Annotated in this window: 17 protein-coding genes, 1 tRNA gene and 1 pseudogene; 9 read left to right on the forward strand and 10 right to left on the reverse strand. The window is 60.7% G+C overall.

Annotation, left to right across the window (positions count from 1 at the left end; genetic code table 11):
- A pseudogene (locus HMPREF9538_RS25360) lies at positions 1–1,186 on the reverse strand (glycoside-pentoside-hexuronide family transporter); the annotation flags it as partial.
- Positions 1,187–1,478: 292 nt separating this feature from the next.
- Between HMPREF9538_RS25360 and HMPREF9538_RS0126790 the strand changes: the two are divergent.
- The 4 genes from HMPREF9538_RS0126790 to HMPREF9538_RS25345 all read left to right on the forward strand — a co-directional run bounded on the left by HMPREF9538_RS0126790 (position 1,479) and on the right by HMPREF9538_RS25345 (position 3,619).
- Positions 1,479–1,573, forward strand: a tRNA-Sec gene (locus tag HMPREF9538_RS0126790).
- 166 nt (positions 1,574–1,739) lie between these two features.
- Entirely contained in the window at positions 1,740–2,207 is a 468-nt protein-coding gene (locus HMPREF9538_RS25355) for a DUF3237 domain-containing protein (RefSeq protein WP_002922963.1), read from the forward strand.
- 112 nt (positions 2,208–2,319) lie between these two features.
- Positions 2,320–3,327, forward strand: coding sequence for a zinc-binding alcohol dehydrogenase family protein (locus tag HMPREF9538_RS25350; RefSeq protein ID WP_002922964.1), 1,008 nt, complete (start codon positions 2,320–2,322; stop codon positions 3,325–3,327).
- A gap of 1 nt (position 3,328) precedes the next feature.
- Entirely contained in the window at positions 3,329–3,619 is a 291-nt protein-coding gene (locus HMPREF9538_RS25345; RefSeq protein WP_002922965.1) for a putative quinol monooxygenase, read from the forward strand.
- 50 nt (positions 3,620–3,669) lie between these two features.
- On the opposite strand, the gene HMPREF9538_RS25340 is transcribed toward HMPREF9538_RS25345, so the two are convergent.
- Positions 3,670–4,368 carry a winged helix-turn-helix transcriptional regulator gene (locus tag HMPREF9538_RS25340; RefSeq protein WP_004151507.1) on the reverse strand — a complete coding sequence of 233 codons (699 nt, stop codon included), beginning with the start codon at positions 4,366–4,368 and terminating at the stop codon, positions 3,670–3,672.
- Between the two features lie 372 nt (positions 4,369–4,740).
- Between HMPREF9538_RS25340 and HMPREF9538_RS25335 the strand changes: the two genes are divergently transcribed.
- The gene (locus HMPREF9538_RS25335) at positions 4,741–5,790 is read left to right on the forward strand and encodes an NAD(P)-dependent alcohol dehydrogenase (RefSeq protein WP_009483939.1); all 1,050 of its coding nucleotides are present in this window, start codon (positions 4,741–4,743) and stop codon (positions 5,788–5,790) included.
- Here HMPREF9538_RS25335 and HMPREF9538_RS25330 read toward each other — a convergent pair.
- Together HMPREF9538_RS25330 and HMPREF9538_RS25325 are read right to left on the reverse strand one after the other, a co-directional pair.
- A complete protein-coding gene (locus tag HMPREF9538_RS25330; RefSeq protein WP_009483940.1) occupies positions 5,787–6,740 on the reverse strand; it encodes a GlxA family transcriptional regulator in 954 nt (317 codons plus the stop codon). The two genes, HMPREF9538_RS25335 and HMPREF9538_RS25330, sit on opposite strands and share 4 nt — an antisense overlap.
- Before the next feature lie 21 nt (positions 6,741–6,761).
- A complete protein-coding gene (locus HMPREF9538_RS25325) occupies positions 6,762–7,541 on the reverse strand; it encodes an MBL fold metallo-hydrolase (RefSeq protein WP_004212457.1) in 780 nt (259 codons plus the stop codon).
- A gap of 165 nt (positions 7,542–7,706) precedes the next feature.
- On the opposite strand from HMPREF9538_RS25325, the gene HMPREF9538_RS25320 reads away from it, so the two are divergent.
- Complete coding sequence (locus HMPREF9538_RS25320; protein WP_009483941.1) at positions 7,707–8,267, forward strand: NUDIX domain-containing protein; 561 nt, start codon at positions 7,707–7,709, stop codon at positions 8,265–8,267.
- Here the strand turns inward: HMPREF9538_RS25320 and HMPREF9538_RS25315 are convergent.
- The 3 genes from HMPREF9538_RS25315 to HMPREF9538_RS25305 form a co-directional block, all read right to left on the reverse strand.
- Positions 8,257–9,111: a DMT family transporter gene (locus HMPREF9538_RS25315; RefSeq protein WP_009483942.1), complete on the reverse strand. Its 855-nt coding sequence runs from the start codon at positions 9,109–9,111 to the stop codon at positions 8,257–8,259. The two genes, HMPREF9538_RS25320 and HMPREF9538_RS25315, sit on opposite strands and share 11 nt — an antisense overlap.
- Positions 9,112–9,135: 24 nt before the next feature.
- Positions 9,136–9,945, reverse strand: coding sequence for a lipoprotein NlpA (gene nlpA / locus HMPREF9538_RS25310; protein WP_004173884.1), 810 nt, complete (start codon positions 9,943–9,945; stop codon positions 9,136–9,138).
- Positions 9,946–10,072: 127 nt separating this feature from the next.
- Positions 10,073–10,978: an AraC family transcriptional regulator gene (locus tag HMPREF9538_RS25305; protein WP_004150236.1), complete on the reverse strand. Its 906-nt coding sequence runs from the start codon at positions 10,976–10,978 to the stop codon at positions 10,073–10,075.
- Between the two features lie 116 nt (positions 10,979–11,094).
- Here HMPREF9538_RS25305 and HMPREF9538_RS25300 point away from each other — a divergent pair, with 116 nt between their 5' ends.
- Positions 11,095–11,631, forward strand: a complete 537-nt coding sequence (locus tag HMPREF9538_RS25300; protein ID WP_004145017.1) for a carboxymuconolactone decarboxylase family protein — start codon at positions 11,095–11,097, stop codon at positions 11,629–11,631.
- A 20-nt stretch (positions 11,632–11,651) separates the two neighbouring features.
- On the opposite strand, the gene HMPREF9538_RS25295 is transcribed toward HMPREF9538_RS25300, so the two are convergent.
- Both HMPREF9538_RS25295 and HMPREF9538_RS25290 read right to left on the reverse strand, forming a co-directional pair.
- Positions 11,652–12,122, reverse strand: coding sequence for a DUF1348 family protein (locus tag HMPREF9538_RS25295; RefSeq protein WP_002923016.1), 471 nt, complete (start codon positions 12,120–12,122; stop codon positions 11,652–11,654).
- 2 nt (positions 12,123–12,124) lie between these two features.
- Positions 12,125–12,751: a pyridoxamine 5'-phosphate oxidase family protein gene (locus HMPREF9538_RS25290; protein WP_009483944.1), complete on the reverse strand. Its 627-nt coding sequence runs from the start codon at positions 12,749–12,751 to the stop codon at positions 12,125–12,127.
- 38 nt (positions 12,752–12,789) lie between these two features.
- Between HMPREF9538_RS25290 and HMPREF9538_RS25285 the strand changes: the two genes are divergently transcribed.
- On the forward strand, positions 12,790–13,761 hold the full coding sequence (locus HMPREF9538_RS25285) for a LysR family transcriptional regulator (protein ID WP_074185245.1): 972 nt from the start codon (positions 12,790–12,792) through the stop codon (positions 13,759–13,761).
- Here HMPREF9538_RS25285 and HMPREF9538_RS25280 read toward each other — a convergent pair.
- Positions 13,758–15,251 (reverse strand): MDR family MFS transporter, encoded by a 1,494-nt coding sequence (locus tag HMPREF9538_RS25280; protein ID WP_004145022.1) that lies wholly within the window; start codon positions 15,249–15,251, stop codon positions 13,758–13,760. The genes HMPREF9538_RS25285 and HMPREF9538_RS25280 overlap by 4 nt on opposite strands.
- Positions 15,252–15,331: 80 nt before the next feature.
- Here HMPREF9538_RS25280 and HMPREF9538_RS25275 point away from each other — a divergent pair, with 80 nt between their 5' ends.
- Positions 15,332–15,979, forward strand: a complete 648-nt coding sequence (locus tag HMPREF9538_RS25275) for a TetR/AcrR family transcriptional regulator (protein ID WP_009483946.1) — start codon at positions 15,332–15,334, stop codon at positions 15,977–15,979.
- Positions 15,980–16,175 lie beyond the last annotated feature (196 nt).

A 16,175-nucleotide genomic window follows, 5' to 3' on the forward strand; every position in this document is an offset into this window, starting at 1 on the left:
CCCCCGCCCCCCCCCCCCCCCCCCCCCCGGCCAGCATCCAGCCGATCAGCGCGCCGCCCAGCGCCAGCCCTAACTTGAGCACAAACAGGGTACCGGCGAAGCTGATGCCGGTCAGGCGTTTGCCGTTACACCATTCGCCGTAGTCGACGGTGTCGGACATCATTACCCACTGGATTGGCGTCACCAGCTGGTGCAGTACGCCAATGACGAAGATAAAGACAAACATGGTGATTTCGGCGTCCATCGGTACGAAGAACATCGCCACGCTGAGCACCGTCAGGAGGGCGTTGGTCCACCAGAAGACGCTGACTTTGCATTTCCAGTCGGTCAGCGGTTTCGCCAGCGCCGAGCCAATCAGGTTGCCGACGCAGTAGGTCGTGAGGAAGGCGGTGAACAGCGCCGCCGAGCCCATGATCCAGGTGGTGTAATACATCATCGCGCCGCCGCGAACGCAGACCGCGAGGATATTGAGGATGGTGAGCACGCCGACCACCCGCCACTGGTCATTGCGCCAGATATCGCGCAGGTCTTCACGCATCGAGGTACTGCTCGGCGGCGCTTCGACACGCTCTTTGGTGGTAAAGAAGCAGAAGGCCAGCATCAGGAAGGCGATCACCGACAGCACCGCGATGCCCCCCTGGAAGCCGAGCGCTTTGTCTTCGCCGCCGATAAAGTTGACCAGCGGCATCATCAGCACGGTGGAGAGCATGCCCCCCGCCGTCGCCAGCACGAAGCGCCAGGACTGCAGCGAAATGCGCTGCGTCGGGTTGTCGGTGATCACGCCGCCCAGCGCGCAGTAAGGGATATTCACCACGGTGTAGAGCAGGGTCAGCAGCGTGTAGGTCACGGCGGCGTAGATCAGCTTGCCGTTGTGGCTTAAATCCGGCGAGCTGTAGGCCAGCACGCAGACGAGGCCGAACGGGATAGCGCCGAAGAGGATCCATGGGCGGAACTTACCCCAGCGGCTGCGGGTACGGTCGGCAAGCAGACCCATACACGGGTCGGAAATCGCGTCCAGCGCGCGCGCCAGCAGGAACATGGTGCCGACAAAGCCGGCGGGGATACCAAAAATATCGGTGTAAAAAAACATCATGTACAACATGACGTTATCAAAAATAATGTGGCTGGCGGCATCACCCATGCCATAACCAATTTTCTCTTTGACGGACAAAATGTGATCTTTCATATGCGCACTATTCCCTTAGCGGCACCGAGGGTTGGTACCGGTTACGGTTTTTGTAAACCTTTGCCGCACTAAGATGAATTGCGATATCTCGTTATCAGATTACGTTTCTTGTTTTCTGTGATCTTGGTAGGGAATCAGGGAGTGAAAAAGTGTAACTCACGGATTTTGTGAGGATTTGTCCAGGACTGTTCTGTAAAGTCCAGTTTTAACAGTAAAAAAGTGCGTTTAGGTATGTGGTAAACGGCTGAAAGTAGCTATAATGCGCCCCGCCTCCATGTAGCAATCGAGGCGCGGAAGATCGTCATCTCCGGTGAGGTGGCTGGACTTCAAATCCAGTTGGGGCCGCCAGCGGTCCCGGGCAGGTTCAACTCCTGTGATCTTCCGCCAGTTTGCCCCTGCTCCCCCACAGCCACTCCCTACCAACCTGAGCCCCCCAAACTCATCATCCCAGCCAATCATTTTTATCCAAACCCTGCGTTATTTTGTCTCTCGCAAACCCGTTACACTGGCGCGGTGGCCGCGTGCCGTTAGCAACCGAAACAGGAGAGCCATAATGACCCCCGAACTCAGACACTGTTTTTCCATTACCATCCAGGTTGATAAACCGATAATCGTCTCCCGCAGCCCGCAGACCGGTAAGCGCCAGCTGATCCCGATTGTCGGCGGCAGCGTCTCGGGTCAACTTCGCGGCCACGTATTACCCGGCGGCGTCGACAGCCAGATAATCGAACCCGACGGCACCTGCAGGCTGTCCGCCCGCTATGCCCTGCAGGTGGCGGAAGGCACGGTCTATGTGGAAAACAATGGCATCCGCCGGGTGCCGGCCCAGTATCATGACCAGCTTTTCGCCGACGATATGCGCTTTTTTAGCGATATTCCGCCAGAAGCCATCTATTTTCGCACCGTGCCCACCTTTGAGGTGGATGCTCCCGCGCTCAGCTGGCTAACCACCTCGCTGTTTATCTGCGCCGGTGGCCGGACCCAGGATGGGGTGATGCTCGACTTCTATCAGGTGGGCTGATTTTCACTTTCTGCATATAACTGTTATTGCCGTTAGCCCGTTTTTCCCCTCCCGGCAGCGGTCTACGATGGCTCCATCTTTTCATTCACCCGAATCACAGACCGGAGCAGTTATGAAAGCTATCGCCATTACTCAAGCCGCCGCTGACGGCAACAACATCCCTTCTTTAACCGAGATCGACCTGCCGATCCCCACCGCCCACGGGCGTGATCTGCTGGTCGCTGTGAAGGCTATCTCGGTCAATCCGGTAGACACCAAAGTGCGCGCCGGCTTTCAGGGCGACACGCCGCGGGTGCTGGGCTGGGACGCCGTTGGCGTGGTGCAGTCCGTCGGTGAGGAAGTGACGCTGTTCGCGCCCGGGGACGAGGTCTGGTACGCCGGCGCGCTGGGCCGGGCCGGCAGCAACAGTGAATATCAGCTGGTGGATGAGCGCCTGGTGGCGCACAAACCGCGCACCCTCGATAATGCCTCCGCCGCCGCGCTGCCGCTGACGGCGATCACCGCCTGGGAGCTGCTGTTTCACCGTCTCGGCGTTGAGGAAGGCGGCAATGCGGGCGACACGCTGCTAATCGTCGGCGCGGCGGGCGGCGTGGGGTCTATCCTGACCCAGCTGGCCAGTAAACTGACCGCCATGACGGTGATCGGCACCGCCTCGCGTCCCGAGAGCCAGCAGTGGGTCCGCGAGGCGGGCGCGCACCATGTGATCGATCACAGCAAGCCGCTCGCCGACGAGCTGGCGCGCATTGGTATCACGTCGGTAACCCATGTCGCCAGCCTGACCAATACCGAGCAGCACTTCAACGCGCTGATCGACGCCCTCGCCCCGCAGGGCAAGCTGGCGCTGATTGATGACCCGGAGACCCTGGACGTGGTGCCGCTGAAAGCGAAAAGCCTGTCCCTGCACTGGGAATTTATGTTCACCCGTTCAATGTTTGAGACGGATGATATGATCGCCCAGCATCAGCTGCTCACCCGCGTGGCGGCGCTGATCGACAACCACACTATCAAAACCACCCTTGGCGAACACTACGGCGCCATCACCGCCGCCAATCTGCAGAAAGCGCATCGCCAGCTGGAAACCGGACGCGCCGTCGGCAAGATCGTGCTGGAGGGGTTTTAAGATGATATCGCTTATCGCCGTGCTCAAGGCGAAACCGGGCCAAACGGACGCCCTGCGTCAGGCCCTGCAGGCGCTGCTCCTGCCGACGAGACAGGAGCCGGGCAACCTCGACTATGCCCTGTTTCAGCTGCGCGACGCGCCGGACACCTTCTATATGCGCGAGGCGTGGCAGGGACAGGACGCCCTCGATGCCCATGTCGCGATGCCCTATTTTCAGGCGTTTATGACGCAGATGGAGTCTCTGCTGGCTGAGCCGCTGCGGCTGGACTTTCTGACGCCGGTTGAGCCTTAGCCCACCGGCTGACGAGGGGTGGGAAAATCACGCCCCTCCGCCGCGCGGGTTTAAAAGTGGGCGGGAAGCGTGCGGGTTATCTTTTCCAGCACCCCGCGATGGACCGTAATGTAACCACCTTTGCGCAGCTCTGCCAGAATCGACATAACACGGCTGCGCGACAGGTTGGTGCGGCGCTGTATAAAGCTTAACGCATTAATTTGGCGACGATACTCCTCCGGGTAGTCCGCCAGCTCTGTTAGCAGGGTTCGCACCATCGGATAAGAATCCACCCCCACCATCTCCTGCGAACGCATGCTCAACACCATCAGCCGCTGCGCCAGAACATGGGCCATCTCCTGCCACAGGTTTTGCGCATTGAGGATCTCGACCGCGGCCTGGTGTCCTATCCAGCGTCCGCGCAAATCTGTCTCAGCAAACAGAGAGCAGTGGTGTTTTTCCGGAATACCGTTAAAGACGCCGTAACCATCGATTAATCCCAATAGCGAAGGGGCAAATATCGTTGATATCACCATGTTGTTTTCCGCATGGCATAGCGAGGCAATCCCCTCTTCGAGCAGAATTAATCCGGATTCAGCCTGGGTCGGCGGAAAACGATAATAGGTCGATCGCGGCAGCGCAAAGGGTGAGCTGGCGGGCAGGAACGCAGATAACAGGGATTCCACCGCGAATAACGGCTTTGTCTGTCTTCCGTAATAAAAAGACGGTAACGCCTGGTCAGTAGAGAGGCTGGCTGCAGGGATCGACATGGTTTTTATGCCATCAGGTCAGGTTGAAAAAGTGATTCGTTGAGAATCATAGTATCAACAGGTGAATTAACGAATAAAAGACAAGACGTTACGAGGATAAAAAGAGTGTAAGCATCATTATCTGCAATAACTATTTATCTCTATTTTACAGGAATAAAAAATACGATGAGCCTTAATTACCTATAAGGCTTAGCGGCGATAAAGATAAGGCCACCTTATTATTTACTGCGCTGGCTAACGCCGCGCCTGAGGGTTTCTCTACCGCTTTCCCCCTCGCATCTCGGCCAGTCCAGGCTACGCTTATCGATGCCACTGACCACCCGCATTCCCCTCCCGTTCTATTGAGTCCATTCATCAAGAAGAGGTTTCGCTATGCTGATCAACGCTATTGGTACCTACTCCGCCAGCCAGCCGCTGGAATCAATGGCCATCACCCGCCGCGACCCGGGGCCGCAGGATGTACAGATCGCCATCGCTTACTGCGGCGTCTGCCACTCCGATCTCCACCAGGCGCGATCGGAATGGGCAGGAACGCTGTATCCCTGCGTGCCGGGGCATGAAATTGTGGGTCGGGTGACCGCGGTCGGCAACGCCGTCTCGCGCTACGCCGTCGGCGATCTGGTGGGCGTCGGCTGTATGGTCGATAGCTGTCAACAGTGCGAAGAGTGCGCCGAGGGGCTGGAAAACTACTGCGACCACATGGTGCTGACCTATAACGGGCCGACCCAGGACGCGCCGGGACACACGCTTGGCGGTTATTCACAGCAGATCGTGGTCAATGAACGCTACGTGCTGCGGATAACCCATCCCGAAGCGCAGCTGGCCGCCGTCGCGCCGCTGCTGTGCGCCGGGATCACGACATACTCGCCGCTGCGCCACTGGCACGTCGGGCCGGGTAAAAAAGTCGGCGTGGTCGGCATCGGCGGCCTCGGGCATATGGGGATCAAGTTGGCCCACGCCATGGGGGCCCACGTGGTGGCCTTTACCACCTCCGAATCCAAGCGTAATGCGGCCAGAGCGCTGGGCGCCGATGACGTAGTGGTGTCGCGCAATGAAGACGAAATGGCGGCCCACGTCAAAAGCTTCGACTTCATCCTCAACACCGTGGCGGCGCCGCACAATCTCGATGCCTTCACCACGCTGCTGAAACGCGATGGTACCATGACGCTGGTTGGCGCCCCGGCCACGCCGCATCCGTCGCCGGAAGTGTTCAATCTGATCTTCCGCCGCCGGTCGATTGCCGGCTCGATGATCGGCGGTATTCCGGAAACTCAGAAGATGCTCGACTTCTGCGCCGAACACGGCATCGTCGCCGATATCGAACTGATCCGCGGCGATGAGATCAACGAAGCCTGGGAAAGAATGGTCAAGGGTGACGTGAAATACCGCTTCGTGATCGATAGTGCGACCCTCGCCGGCTAAGCGCCGCGACGAAAGGTACGCCGCCATTCCGTCGGGCTGACGCCAAAGCGCGCTTTAAACTGCTGGCGCCAGGTGACCGCTGAAAGATAGCCCACCGCCTCCGCCACCTGCTCGACCGGCAGATCGCCCGCCTCAAGCAGAGCCTGGCTGCGGCGCAGACGTTCGGCGGTCAGCCAGTCGGTAATGCTCATCCCGGTTGCCCGGGCGAAGTGGCGGGTCAGGGTACGGCGGCTCATCGCCACCACCCGGGCCAGCGAATCGAGACTGTGCGGCTCGGCAATATGCTGCTGCAGATAATCCAGCAGGCAGTTGATTCGCGCATCGCGGGTGTTTTTCGGCACCGGCTGGGCGATAAACTGCGCCTGGCCGCCCTCGCGGTGCGGCGAAACAATCATCCGCCGGGCGATCTGGTTGGCCGCGAGGCTGCCGAAACGCTGGCGGATGATGTAGAGGCAACAGTCCAGCGCCGCCGCGGTGCCCGCCGAAGTAATGATCCGCTGGTCGTCGACGTACAGGGCGTTGATATCCAGCTGCACCTGCGGAAACCGGCGCTGGAAATCCTGCTCGAACTCCCAGTGAGTCGCCGCTCGCCTGCCGTCCAGCAGCCCGGCGTAGCCGAGGACGAACGCGCCGAGGCACAGGCCGACAATCTCCGCGCCGTTATCCCGGGCCCGCACCAGGCTATCAAGCAGCGCCTGCGGCGGACGTCGATCGACCTCGCCCCAGTAAGGCACCACCACGATATCCGCCTGTTCCAGCGCGGCATAATCGCCGGTGGCGTACAGCGCAAAACCATCGCGGGCGCGCAGCAGCCCCGGCCGCTCGGCGCAAATGTGCAGATTAAAGCGTTTGATTTCCGAAACCGAATCGCCAAACAGCATGCAGGGGACGGCGTAGTGAAACGGGCTAAAGCCCTCTACAGCGACAATCGCCACGTCGGTGAGTTTCATCGTCCCTTCCCCTTACGCATGTTAATAAACGACGGTTTCTCCATCCTGCGGGATAGAAACCACATCGGCAATCTGATTATCCAGCGCATACTGGCGCATCTCTTCCCGGCTCACCAGGCAGTGGTTGACCGCCTCGAGGTGGATAGCCATGATTTTTGCTTCCGGCAGGGTGAAGTGCACGTTCAGGAGATCTTCCTTGCCCATGATAATCGGGCCAAAGCCGATGACGTGGGCGTAGCCGGCGTTGAGGACCACCACGTCCGGGCGCAGCTTCAGCAGGTCGGCTGCAATGTCATCGCGCCAGATAGTATCCCCCACCAGCCACAGCGTCTTCTCCTGCGGATGGCGAAACACCACGCCGCAGGCCTCGCCCAGGCGTTCAGCCATCGCCGGCACCGCGTAGGTCCGGTCGCTGCCGTGTTGGCCGGAGGTGGTTTTCTGCAGGCGCACGCCGGCAAATTCGCTGTCTGCCGACAGCAGGCGCAGATCCTGAAATCCCTGGCTGCGCAGCAGCGCGGCGTCGGCCTCATGCTGGACGAACACCGGCAGGGTTTTCGGGATCGCGGCGATCGCCGCCGCGTCCCAGTGATCGTCATGGGTATGGGTGACGATCACCGCGTCAACGTCGACAATTTTATCGCGGGAAAACGGCAGCTCAACCAGCGGATTGCGCAGTTCGCTGCGCGCGGTGCCCGGAAAACCCGGCCAGGCGCCTTTGTCCGCCAGCATCGGATCGATGAGAAATCTTTTCCCGGCGTAGTGAATAATCTGGGTCGCATTACGGATGTGGGTGATGTTCATGTTGGCATTCCTCTGGGGTCATCTGACGAACATCGTACTGAGTCCCCGCCTGGCTCAACAGGGGCGTTTGGGCAATGATCGTTGAAATCGGGCCAACCTGCGACGGTTGCCATCCGCCTCCGGCTATGTTGTTCTTAAGGCTCAATTTTTGACAGGAGTGGCAGGATGAAAATGAAACTGACCGCCGCCGATATGCACGACCCGCAGGTCATCGCCGAGACGCCGTGGTTCAGCATGCGTAAGGTGGGTATTGATGTCGCCCCCGGCGAGCGCCGCGACTTTTATTCCATTCATTACCCGCGCCCGGCGGTGGGGATTGTGGCCATCCAGGATGAGAAAGTGCTGCTGATTCGCCACTACCGCTACCTGATCGATAAGGTGGTGTGGGCGATCCCCTCTGGCGGCGTCGATGAAGGGGAAGACCCGGCGGTCGCCGCACTGCGCGAGCTGCGGGAAGAGACCGGCTGGCAGGCGCAACGCGTTGAGGAGATCATTCGCTTTAACCCCTCCTACGGCAGCAGCGATCAGTTGTTTATCACCTGGCTGGCCACCGGTTTACGCTGGGTGGGGATGGATGCAGATCAGGATGAGGTGATGGAGACCGGCTGGTTTACCTTCGACGAGATAAACCAGCTGATCGCCCGCGGCGAGATGCCGGACGGGCTGTCGCTGGTGCCGCTGCTGCAGCTGATGGCGCAGCGGCGAAGCGGCTCGCTTACGGCTTAAGCATCCGCCAGCGGAACCACAGCTGGGCCACGAGGATCAGCACGCCGCCGATAATCTTCTGCAGCGGCAGCTGTTCGCCGTACCACAGCGCGGCGGCAATGACCGTCAGCAGCGGTTCGAGCACCATGATGATCGCCGCGCTGGCCACCGCCGCGTACTTCTGCCCCTTCATCTGCAGACCGAAGCGCAGGCTGGTAGCGATGACAATGCTGGCCACCAACCAGCCGAGAGTCGGCAGGGTCATCGGCTGGTCCCAGCGTTCAACGGCAGCGGGGATGGTCAACCCGACGATACCGGTGATCGCCAGCTGCACGGTGGTCAGGGGGATCAGCGGTACTTCACGCGCGCAGCGGCTGGTGTAACAGAACCAGATCGACTGCACCAGCGCCGTCAGCAAAAACCAGCCCTGACTGGGGTGGAAGGCTATCGGCATATGCAGACTGAGCAGCCCCAGGCCTACCACCGCGATCGGCAGGCACTCCCACCAGGCGCGCGGCGGGCGCACCTTCATCATCACCCACGCGGTCAGCGGGACGAACATCATCGACAGGCTCATGATAAACGCCCCTTCGCCGAGCGACGCCGTCGTGGAGACCGAATAGATCCACAGGCAGAGGTTGAGCGCAAACCAGAGTCCGCTGATGATGAGTTTTGGCCAGTGCTGCTTTTGCGGGCGAAAACCGCGGCAGAACGGCAGCAGAAGCAGCGCGGCGAAGAAAAAACGCAGCCCAAGAAACGCGAACACCGGCATGCCGGCGATCGCCTCGCGGGAAAATATCCAGCCGCAGGCGGCAATCACCGTCGCGGCAATCAGCAGCAGGTCAGCCTGCCGTTGGCGTACCATACGCACCTCTCCCTGTGTGTTGGCTTACCAGCCAGGCACCGCGCCGCCGTTGAAGATAGTCTCTGCCGCCTTCGCCACCTCCGGCGACTGATACGACTGCATAAACTCCTTCACGTTTTGCGCGTCTTTATTGTCTTCCCGGGTCACGATGATGTTCACGTAGGGCGAGTTTTTATCTTCGATAAAGATGCCGTCACGAACCGGCGACAGCCCGGTTTGCTGCAGGTAGGTGGTGCTGATGATAGCCACGTCGACTTTGGGATCGTCGAGTACGCGCGGCAGTTGCGCCCCTTCCAGCTCCATGATCTTCAGGTTATGCGGGTTGTCGGTGATATCCACCGCCGTCGGCAGCAGGCCGGTCCCGGCTTTGAGGGTAATCAGCTTCTCTTTTTGCAGCAGCAGTAGCGCCCGCCCGAGGTTGGTCGGATCGTTGGGGATAGCGATCGTCGCGCCGTCTTTCAGTTCGGCGACTGACTTGATCTTGCGCGAATAGCCGGCCATCGGGAAGACGAAGGTATTCCCGACCGCCACCAGATGATAATTATGCGCTTTGTTGTCCTGCTCAAGGAAAGGCCGATGCTGGAAGACGTTGGCGTCCAGATCCCCGGCGTTGGTCGACTCGTTGGGCAGCAGCGAGCCGCTGAACCCCACCAGCTCGACCTCCAGACCGTACTTCTCTTTGGCCACCTTCTTCGCCACTTCCGCTACATCCTGCTCGGCGCCGTTAATCACACCGACCTTAATGTGCTTCGCTTCATTACCCTTTTGGTCGCAGCCGACCAGCGCCAGACCCGCCAGCATTACCGCGGCGGCGGCCCGTAAACGTAATCTCATCCTCTTCACCCTGTCTGTCCTGAATGTCATTGTTTTTTTCGTACAAAACTATAGCGACTTTCGGGTCGGGTAATAAACAGCAAACCACGCAACTGGAAATAAAATCACCTTCGCGAAACGCGAGGCGCTAGCCCCGGCGCCACTCGCCCGGCGTCACGCCATAGCGCATTTTGAAGCGCTTCGAGAAGGACGCCAGCGACTGAAAGCCGCAGCGTTCGGCAATGACCTCGAGGTTGGTCTGACGCTCCAGGCGCAGCAGCCGGGCGGCCAGCGCCATTCGCAGCTGCGACAGCCACGCCTGCGGCGTCAGGTGATAAACGCGGGCAAAATGACGGGCGAAGGTGGCCCGCGACAGAAAGGCACGGGCGGCCATACTCTCCAGCGTCCACGGTTGCTCCGGGGTCGCCATCACCGCCAGCACCGCCGGCATCAGGCGTTCATCGCTCATCAGGCGCAGCAGCCCGCCGGGCGGCTGTTGCTCGCCAAGCAGCATGCGCAGCAGGAGCACCAGCAGCGTATCGCCGAGGCTGCGCACGATAGCGCTGCCGCCGGGACGCTGCGCCAGGCTCTCGCGCACCAGTATATTAAGCAGCGCGTCCAGCTCCGGGCAGTCTTCACGCGCATCGGTATGGAGATGGATCAGCGTCGATGCTTCACTGAACAGCCAGCTGACGTGCGGACCAAAATAGAATTCGCCGCACAGCATCTCCAGCGCCCCCTCCGCCGGGCCGGCGCGCATTTCCGTCACCGTGCCGTTAAACCGGTGCGCCACCGGCAGCACCTGGCCCCACTCCACCAGGCTCTCCATCAGGTGCGGCGAACCGTGGGGCAGGAGGACGACATCTCCCGCGCGCAGGTGATGAGTCTGGCCGCCGACGTTGAGCCGCCCCTCGCCGCGCAGCACCACGTGCCAGGGCACCACGCCGCTGCGCATTTGCTGGTGCCCGGCCTGCCAGCGGCCGCCGAAGCGACAGTGCAGGTTCACTTCGCAGCGCGGCGCCAGCAGCGCCAGCAGATGACTGAGACTGTCCATGCTTCTCCTGAGACGATAAGACAAAAAGGTGAGACGAAGACCGCCAGTCTAGCATGCGGCAAGCGCCTAAGATGACCCCATTGCCAACACACCCTCGATAACAACAGGAGTTAACCATGAGCCGTTTAGCAGATATCCGTGAACAAGACGCCACCGGCAAAGCCGCCGATATTTTCGCCGGGATCAAAAAAGCGATGGGCAAAGTGCCGAACGCCTACCTGACCATCGGCGGCCACTCGCCGGCGGCGCTGCAGCAGGCGCTGGCGCACAATGCGATGCTCCATAAAGGCAGCCTCAGCGCCCAACAGCTGGAGGCGATTAATCTGTCGGTCAGCGAAGCCACCGGCTGTGACTACTGCCTGGCCGCGCACACCCTGATGGCGAAAAAAGCCGGCTTCAGCAGCGAGCAGATCCATGCCCTGCGCCGCGGGGAGTATGCGGAAGAGGCGCAGCTTGATGCGCTGGTGAAATTCGCGCAGACCCTGGTGACCACCACCGGTACGCTGCCGGAAGCCGACGTCGCCGCGCTGCGCAACGCCGGTTTTAGCGACCAGCAGGTGATTGAGATTATCAGCGCCATCAGCGCCATCCTGTTCACCAACATGGTGAACCGGGTTAACGACACGGTAGTCGACTTCCCGAAAGCCGATTAATCCGTCGCGCAGCGCCGGTTTTACAGCCCCAGATCGCTGAGCCCCGGATGATCGTCCGGGCGGCGCCCCTGCGGCCAGTGGAACAGGCGCTCGCTTTCGCTAATTGGCAGATCGTTGATGCAGGCGTAGCGCGTCTGCATCAGTCCATGCTTATCAAACTCCCAGTTCTCATTGCCATACGAGCGAAACCAGTTGCCGCTGTCGTCGCACCACTCATAGGCGAAGCGCACGGCAATGCGATTCTCCTGCCATGCCCACAGCTCCTTAATCAGCCGGTATTGCTGCTCCTTGCGCCATTTTCGCTGCAGGAACTCAACAATTTGCCCCCGACCGTGGACAAATTCGCTGCGGTTGCGCCATTCGCTATCCACGGTGTAGGCCAGGGCGACTTTTTCCGCATCGCGGCTGTTCCAGCCATCTTCCGCGGCGCGGACCTTCTGGATAGCGCTGTCGCGGGTAAACGGCGGTAACGGGGGACGTTGTTCGGTCATGCTTACTCTCCTATACGGGCTAATTGCTGCTGCAGGCGCTGATTCTCCTGCTCCAGGTCATGAATACGTTGCTGCAGGTTCTGGCTGTACTCCGCCACCTGCTGCGCGCTGTAGCGCGGCGTAATGTGCTGCGGGCAGTTCCAGTCAAACGCCTGCAAATGAAAAAGAAACAGACGTTCAATGCGGGCGCGATAGTTGGCCGGCGCCACCTGCGCCAGCAGCTGCGGGTGGTCCTCTGCCGCCAGGACCTCGACGGTGGCGTAGATTTTCAGCCTGGCACGGCGCGGATAATCCATCAAAAACAGGCAGGCCCGGTCGCTGCCGCGCAGATTGCCGGTAGTAATGTATTGGCGGTTACCGCCGAAATCGGCCATCGCCAGGGTGGTGTCATCCAGCAGATGCAGAAACCCCGGCGGGCCGCCGCGATGCTGAATGTAGGGCCAGCCGCTCTGCGACACCGTCGCCAGATAAAAGCTGTCGCGGGTGGCGATCATCCCCGCTTCGCTGTCGCCGAAGCGGTCGGCCTGGCGGCGACTGCGCGGCGTTTGCCACAGCGAGTCGCTGCCCATTTCATGCTGCACATCCATCACGTCCGGGGTGATAGCGATATCGAGAAAGGTTGCTGCCATAGCGCCTCCTGTTGTCTGGCGCCATCATGGACTGTACTGTGAAGAATGATAATACGGGTAAAGTGGCAATCATCTTTCCGCAAAACGGGAGAATAATGGATCGATTAAGCGCGATGGCGCTGCTGGTGAAAGTGACCGAGCTGGGGAGCATGTCGGCGGCAGCGCGGGCGCTGAATATGCCGTTGACCACCGTCAGCCGCCATATTGGCGAACTGGAGAGCGCGCTGGGCGTACGCCTGCTGGCGCGAACCACCCGCAAACTGACGCTCACCGACGCCGGGGTCGATTATGTTGCCGCCGCGCGGCGGATCCTTGAGGAGGTGGAAAACGCCGAACGCCAGGCGACGGGCGAATATCAGGAACCGAAGGGCGAGCTGGTGATCTCCGCGCCGACGATGTTTGGACGCCAGCACGTTCTTCCGGTAATCAGTGAATTTATCGCCCGCTACCCGCTAATTCGCGTCCGTTTGCTGCTCAGCGATCGCAATGCCGACCTGGTGAGCGACCATGTCGATCTGGCGGTGCGGATTGGCGACCTGGCGGACAGCAGCATGGTGGCCACCCGCCTCGGCACCATGCGGATTGTGGCCTGCGCCCATCCGGCGCTGCTGGCGAAATACGGCGAGCCGCAGCGGCCGCGCGATCTGGCGGCGCTGCCGATCATCCGCATTGAATCGCCGATGCCCTATCGCGGCTGGCGCTTTCGCGCCGCTGAGCGGGAGGACCAGCTGATTAACCTGCCGCCGGTGCTATCCGTTACCACGCCGGAGAGCGCCGCCGATGCCGCGCGGCTGGGGGTGGGGGTGGCCCGCTTACTGCATTATCAGGCGCTGGATGGCCTGCGCCACGGGGAGCTCCGTCTGCTGCTGGAAAACGTCGAGCCGGATCCGGCGCCGGTCCATTTGCTGTATACCGCTCGGGATCTGGCGCCGCTTAAGCTGCGCAAATTTATCGATTTTGCCGCACCGGCGCTGCGTCAGGCACTGCTGCACATCGCCGGGGCCGCTTAATGCGTCGCGGTCTTCAGCGGCGCCTCCTTTAACAGCCATGAGAGGACAAACGCCACCGCCATAATGCCGGCCGCCATCAGAAACGCCGCGTGGATCGCCGCGCCGAAGGCGTCGAGGTAGTCGAGGCGGATATCCGCGGGCAGGTGCTGGACCGCCACCGGATTCATTCCCGGCGGCAGCACCGCGCCTTCCGGCAGCAGTTGTTGCAGGTTGCTCTGCAGCACGTGCGTGAACACCGCGCCAAACAGCGCCACGCCGATGGAGCCGCCAATCGAGCGGAACAGGGTCACGCCGGAGGTGGCGACGCCGTACATCTGCGCCGGCATCGCATTCTGCACCGCCAGGACCAGCACCTGCATCACCAGCCCCAGACCCGCTCCCAGCACGCCGGTAAACAGGTACAGCTGCCACAGCGGCGAGTGAATGGTAATGCGGGTCAGCAGTACCATGCCGGTCACGCCGAGCAGGGTGCCGAGGATCGGAAACAGGCGATATTTACCGGTACGGCTGATAATCCGCCCGCTGATAATCGAGGTCAGCAGCAGGCCGCCCATCAGCGGGATTAACTGTAACCCGGCCTCGGTGGGCGTCGCCTCCTTCACCACCTGCAGATAGAGCGGCAGGAAGGTGACTGACCCGAACAGCGACATGCCGATGACGAAGCCGATCAGGCTGCACAGCAGGAAGCTGCGGTTGCGGAACAGCGCCAGCGGAATAATCGGCTCGGCGGCCATCCGTTCTTCGTAAATAAAGCCGATGATCCCCACGATGCCGAAGGCCAGAATGCACCACAGCTGCGGGTCATTCCACGCATGGACGCTGCCCCCTTCCGAGGTAAACAGGATGATGCACAGCAGCGCCATGCTGAGATAAATCGCCCCCAGCCAGTCAATCTGATGCTGGCTGCGTTTATTGCTGCTGTGGAATACCGCGCCGATCACCAGCAGCGCGAACAGGCCGAGCGGCAGGTTGATATAGAAGATCCAGCGCCAGGAGGCGTGCTGCACCAGAAAACCGCCGATCAGCGGGCCGATCACCGTCGCCAGGCCGAAAACGCCGCCGAACAGCCCCTGATAGCGGCCGCGGTTGGCGGGCGGGATGACGTCGGCGACCGCCGCCATGCTGATCACCATCAGGCCGCCGCCGCCGAGCCCCTGCAGGCCGCGCATCAGCACCAGTTGGGTCATATTCTGCGCCAGCCCGCAGAGCGCGGAGCCGACGAGAAACAGCCCAATCGCCACCTGCAGCACGATTTTGCGGCCGAACAGATCGCCAAATTTACCGTACAGCGGCACCGCGATGGTGGAGCTGAGGATATAGGCGGTGACCACCCAGGAAAGCTTGTCCAGCCCGCCCAGTTCGCCGACAATCGTCGGCAGCGCGGTGGAGACAATGGTCTGATCCAGCGCTGAAAGCAGCATCACCAGCAGCAATGCGCTGAACAGCAGGCGTATCGACTGCACCGGTGGGTTAGCGACTTGAGAAGTCATTACAACGCTCTCTTGAAATTAATTAAATGCATAATTAATATTTAGTGAAAGAATGAGTCGGGTCAAGAGATCGCCATATCATGACAGCACAAAAGGATCAGGATGCTCCCCGCCGCCCGGGTCGGCCGCGCGGTAAAAAACCGGGTACCGCCAACCGCGAACAGTTGATGGACATCGCCCTGACGCTGTTTGCCCGCGACGGGGCGGGCCGCGTATCGTTGAACGCCATCGCCAAAGAGGCCGGGGTGACGCCGGCGATGCTGCATTACTACTTCAGCTCGCGGGATGCGCTGGTGACTCAGCTGATTGAGGAGCGCTTTATGCCGCTGCGCAATCACATCAGCCGCATCTTTGTCGATCATCCGCAGGATCCGGTGCTGGCGCTGACGATGATGGTCGAGACGCTGGCGCATATGGCGGAGAAAAACGCCTGGTTTGCGCCGCTGTGGATGCAGGAGATCATCGGCGAGATGCCGATCCTGCGTCAGCATATGGATGCCCGCTTCGGCGAGGAGCGTTTTCAGGTGATGCTGGAGACGGTGCGTCGCTGGCAGCTGGAGGGCAAGATCAATCCGGCGCTGTCGCCGGAGCTGCTGTTTACCACGGTGATTAGCCTGGTGCTGGTGCCATTTTCACGCATTCACAGCGATCCGCGTTTACAGGCGGTCAACCGCCAGACCATCATCAGCCACGCGCTGGCGTTAATGGGCCACGGCGTCGGAGGTTAAGGCGTGGTTTTGACGCTTTTGTAGCCCGGATAAGGCACCACGCGCCGCCATCCGGGATTTTCCCTGCTCGCACTGCGCTTAGCAGGGCTACAGAAATAACGGCACAACCGTAAATTCCCCTGCTCGCACTATGTTTAGCAGGGCTACAACTTCTATGTTAATTCCCGGCAGATTGCGCTCCCGGTTGATCTTCTGC

Source organism: Klebsiella sp. MS 92-3 (assembly GCF_000195655.1).
Classification (GTDB): domain Bacteria; phylum Pseudomonadota; class Gammaproteobacteria; order Enterobacterales; family Enterobacteriaceae; genus Klebsiella; species Klebsiella pneumoniae.

Bases quoted from the DNA above. Each gene is read 5' to 3' on its own strand.
- HMPREF9538_RS25275 (WP_009483946.1), top strand. From the start codon at position 15,332: ATGACAGCACAAAAGGATCAGGATGCTCCCCGCCGCCCGGGTCGGCCG.
- HMPREF9538_RS25305 (WP_004150236.1), bottom strand. From the start codon at position 10,978: ATGGACAGTCTCAGTCATCTGCTGGCGCTGCTGGCGCCGCGCTGCGAA.
- HMPREF9538_RS25300 (WP_004145017.1), top strand. From the start codon at position 11,095: ATGAGCCGTTTAGCAGATATCCGTGAACAAGACGCCACCGGCAAAGCC.
- HMPREF9538_RS25340 (WP_004151507.1), bottom strand. From the start codon at position 4,368: ATGTCGATCCCTGCAGCCAGCCTCTCTACTGACCAGGCGTTACCGTCT.
- nlpA (WP_004173884.1), bottom strand. From the start codon at position 9,945: ATGAGATTACGTTTACGGGCCGCCGCCGCGGTAATGCTGGCGGGTCTG.
- HMPREF9538_RS25315 (WP_009483942.1), bottom strand. From the start codon at position 9,111: ATGGTACGCCAACGGCAGGCTGACCTGCTGCTGATTGCCGCGACGGTG.
- HMPREF9538_RS25325 (WP_004212457.1), bottom strand. From the start codon at position 7,541: ATGAACATCACCCACATCCGTAATGCGACCCAGATTATTCACTACGCC.
- HMPREF9538_RS25355 (WP_002922963.1), top strand. From the start codon at position 1,740: ATGACCCCCGAACTCAGACACTGTTTTTCCATTACCATCCAGGTTGAT.
- HMPREF9538_RS25335 (WP_009483939.1), top strand. From the start codon at position 4,741: ATGCTGATCAACGCTATTGGTACCTACTCCGCCAGCCAGCCGCTGGAA.
- HMPREF9538_RS25295 (WP_002923016.1), bottom strand. From the start codon at position 12,122: ATGACCGAACAACGTCCCCCGTTACCGCCGTTTACCCGCGACAGCGCT.
- HMPREF9538_RS25290 (WP_009483944.1), bottom strand. From the start codon at position 12,751: ATGGCAGCAACCTTTCTCGATATCGCTATCACCCCGGACGTGATGGAT.
- HMPREF9538_RS25280 (WP_004145022.1), bottom strand. From the start codon at position 15,251: ATGACTTCTCAAGTCGCTAACCCACCGGTGCAGTCGATACGCCTGCTG.
- HMPREF9538_RS25345 (WP_002922965.1), top strand. From the start codon at position 3,329: ATGATATCGCTTATCGCCGTGCTCAAGGCGAAACCGGGCCAAACGGAC.
- HMPREF9538_RS25350 (WP_002922964.1), top strand. From the start codon at position 2,320: ATGAAAGCTATCGCCATTACTCAAGCCGCCGCTGACGGCAACAACATC.
- HMPREF9538_RS25320 (WP_009483941.1), top strand. From the start codon at position 7,707: ATGAAAATGAAACTGACCGCCGCCGATATGCACGACCCGCAGGTCATC.
- HMPREF9538_RS25330 (WP_009483940.1), bottom strand. From the start codon at position 6,740: ATGAAACTCACCGACGTGGCGATTGTCGCTGTAGAGGGCTTTAGCCCG.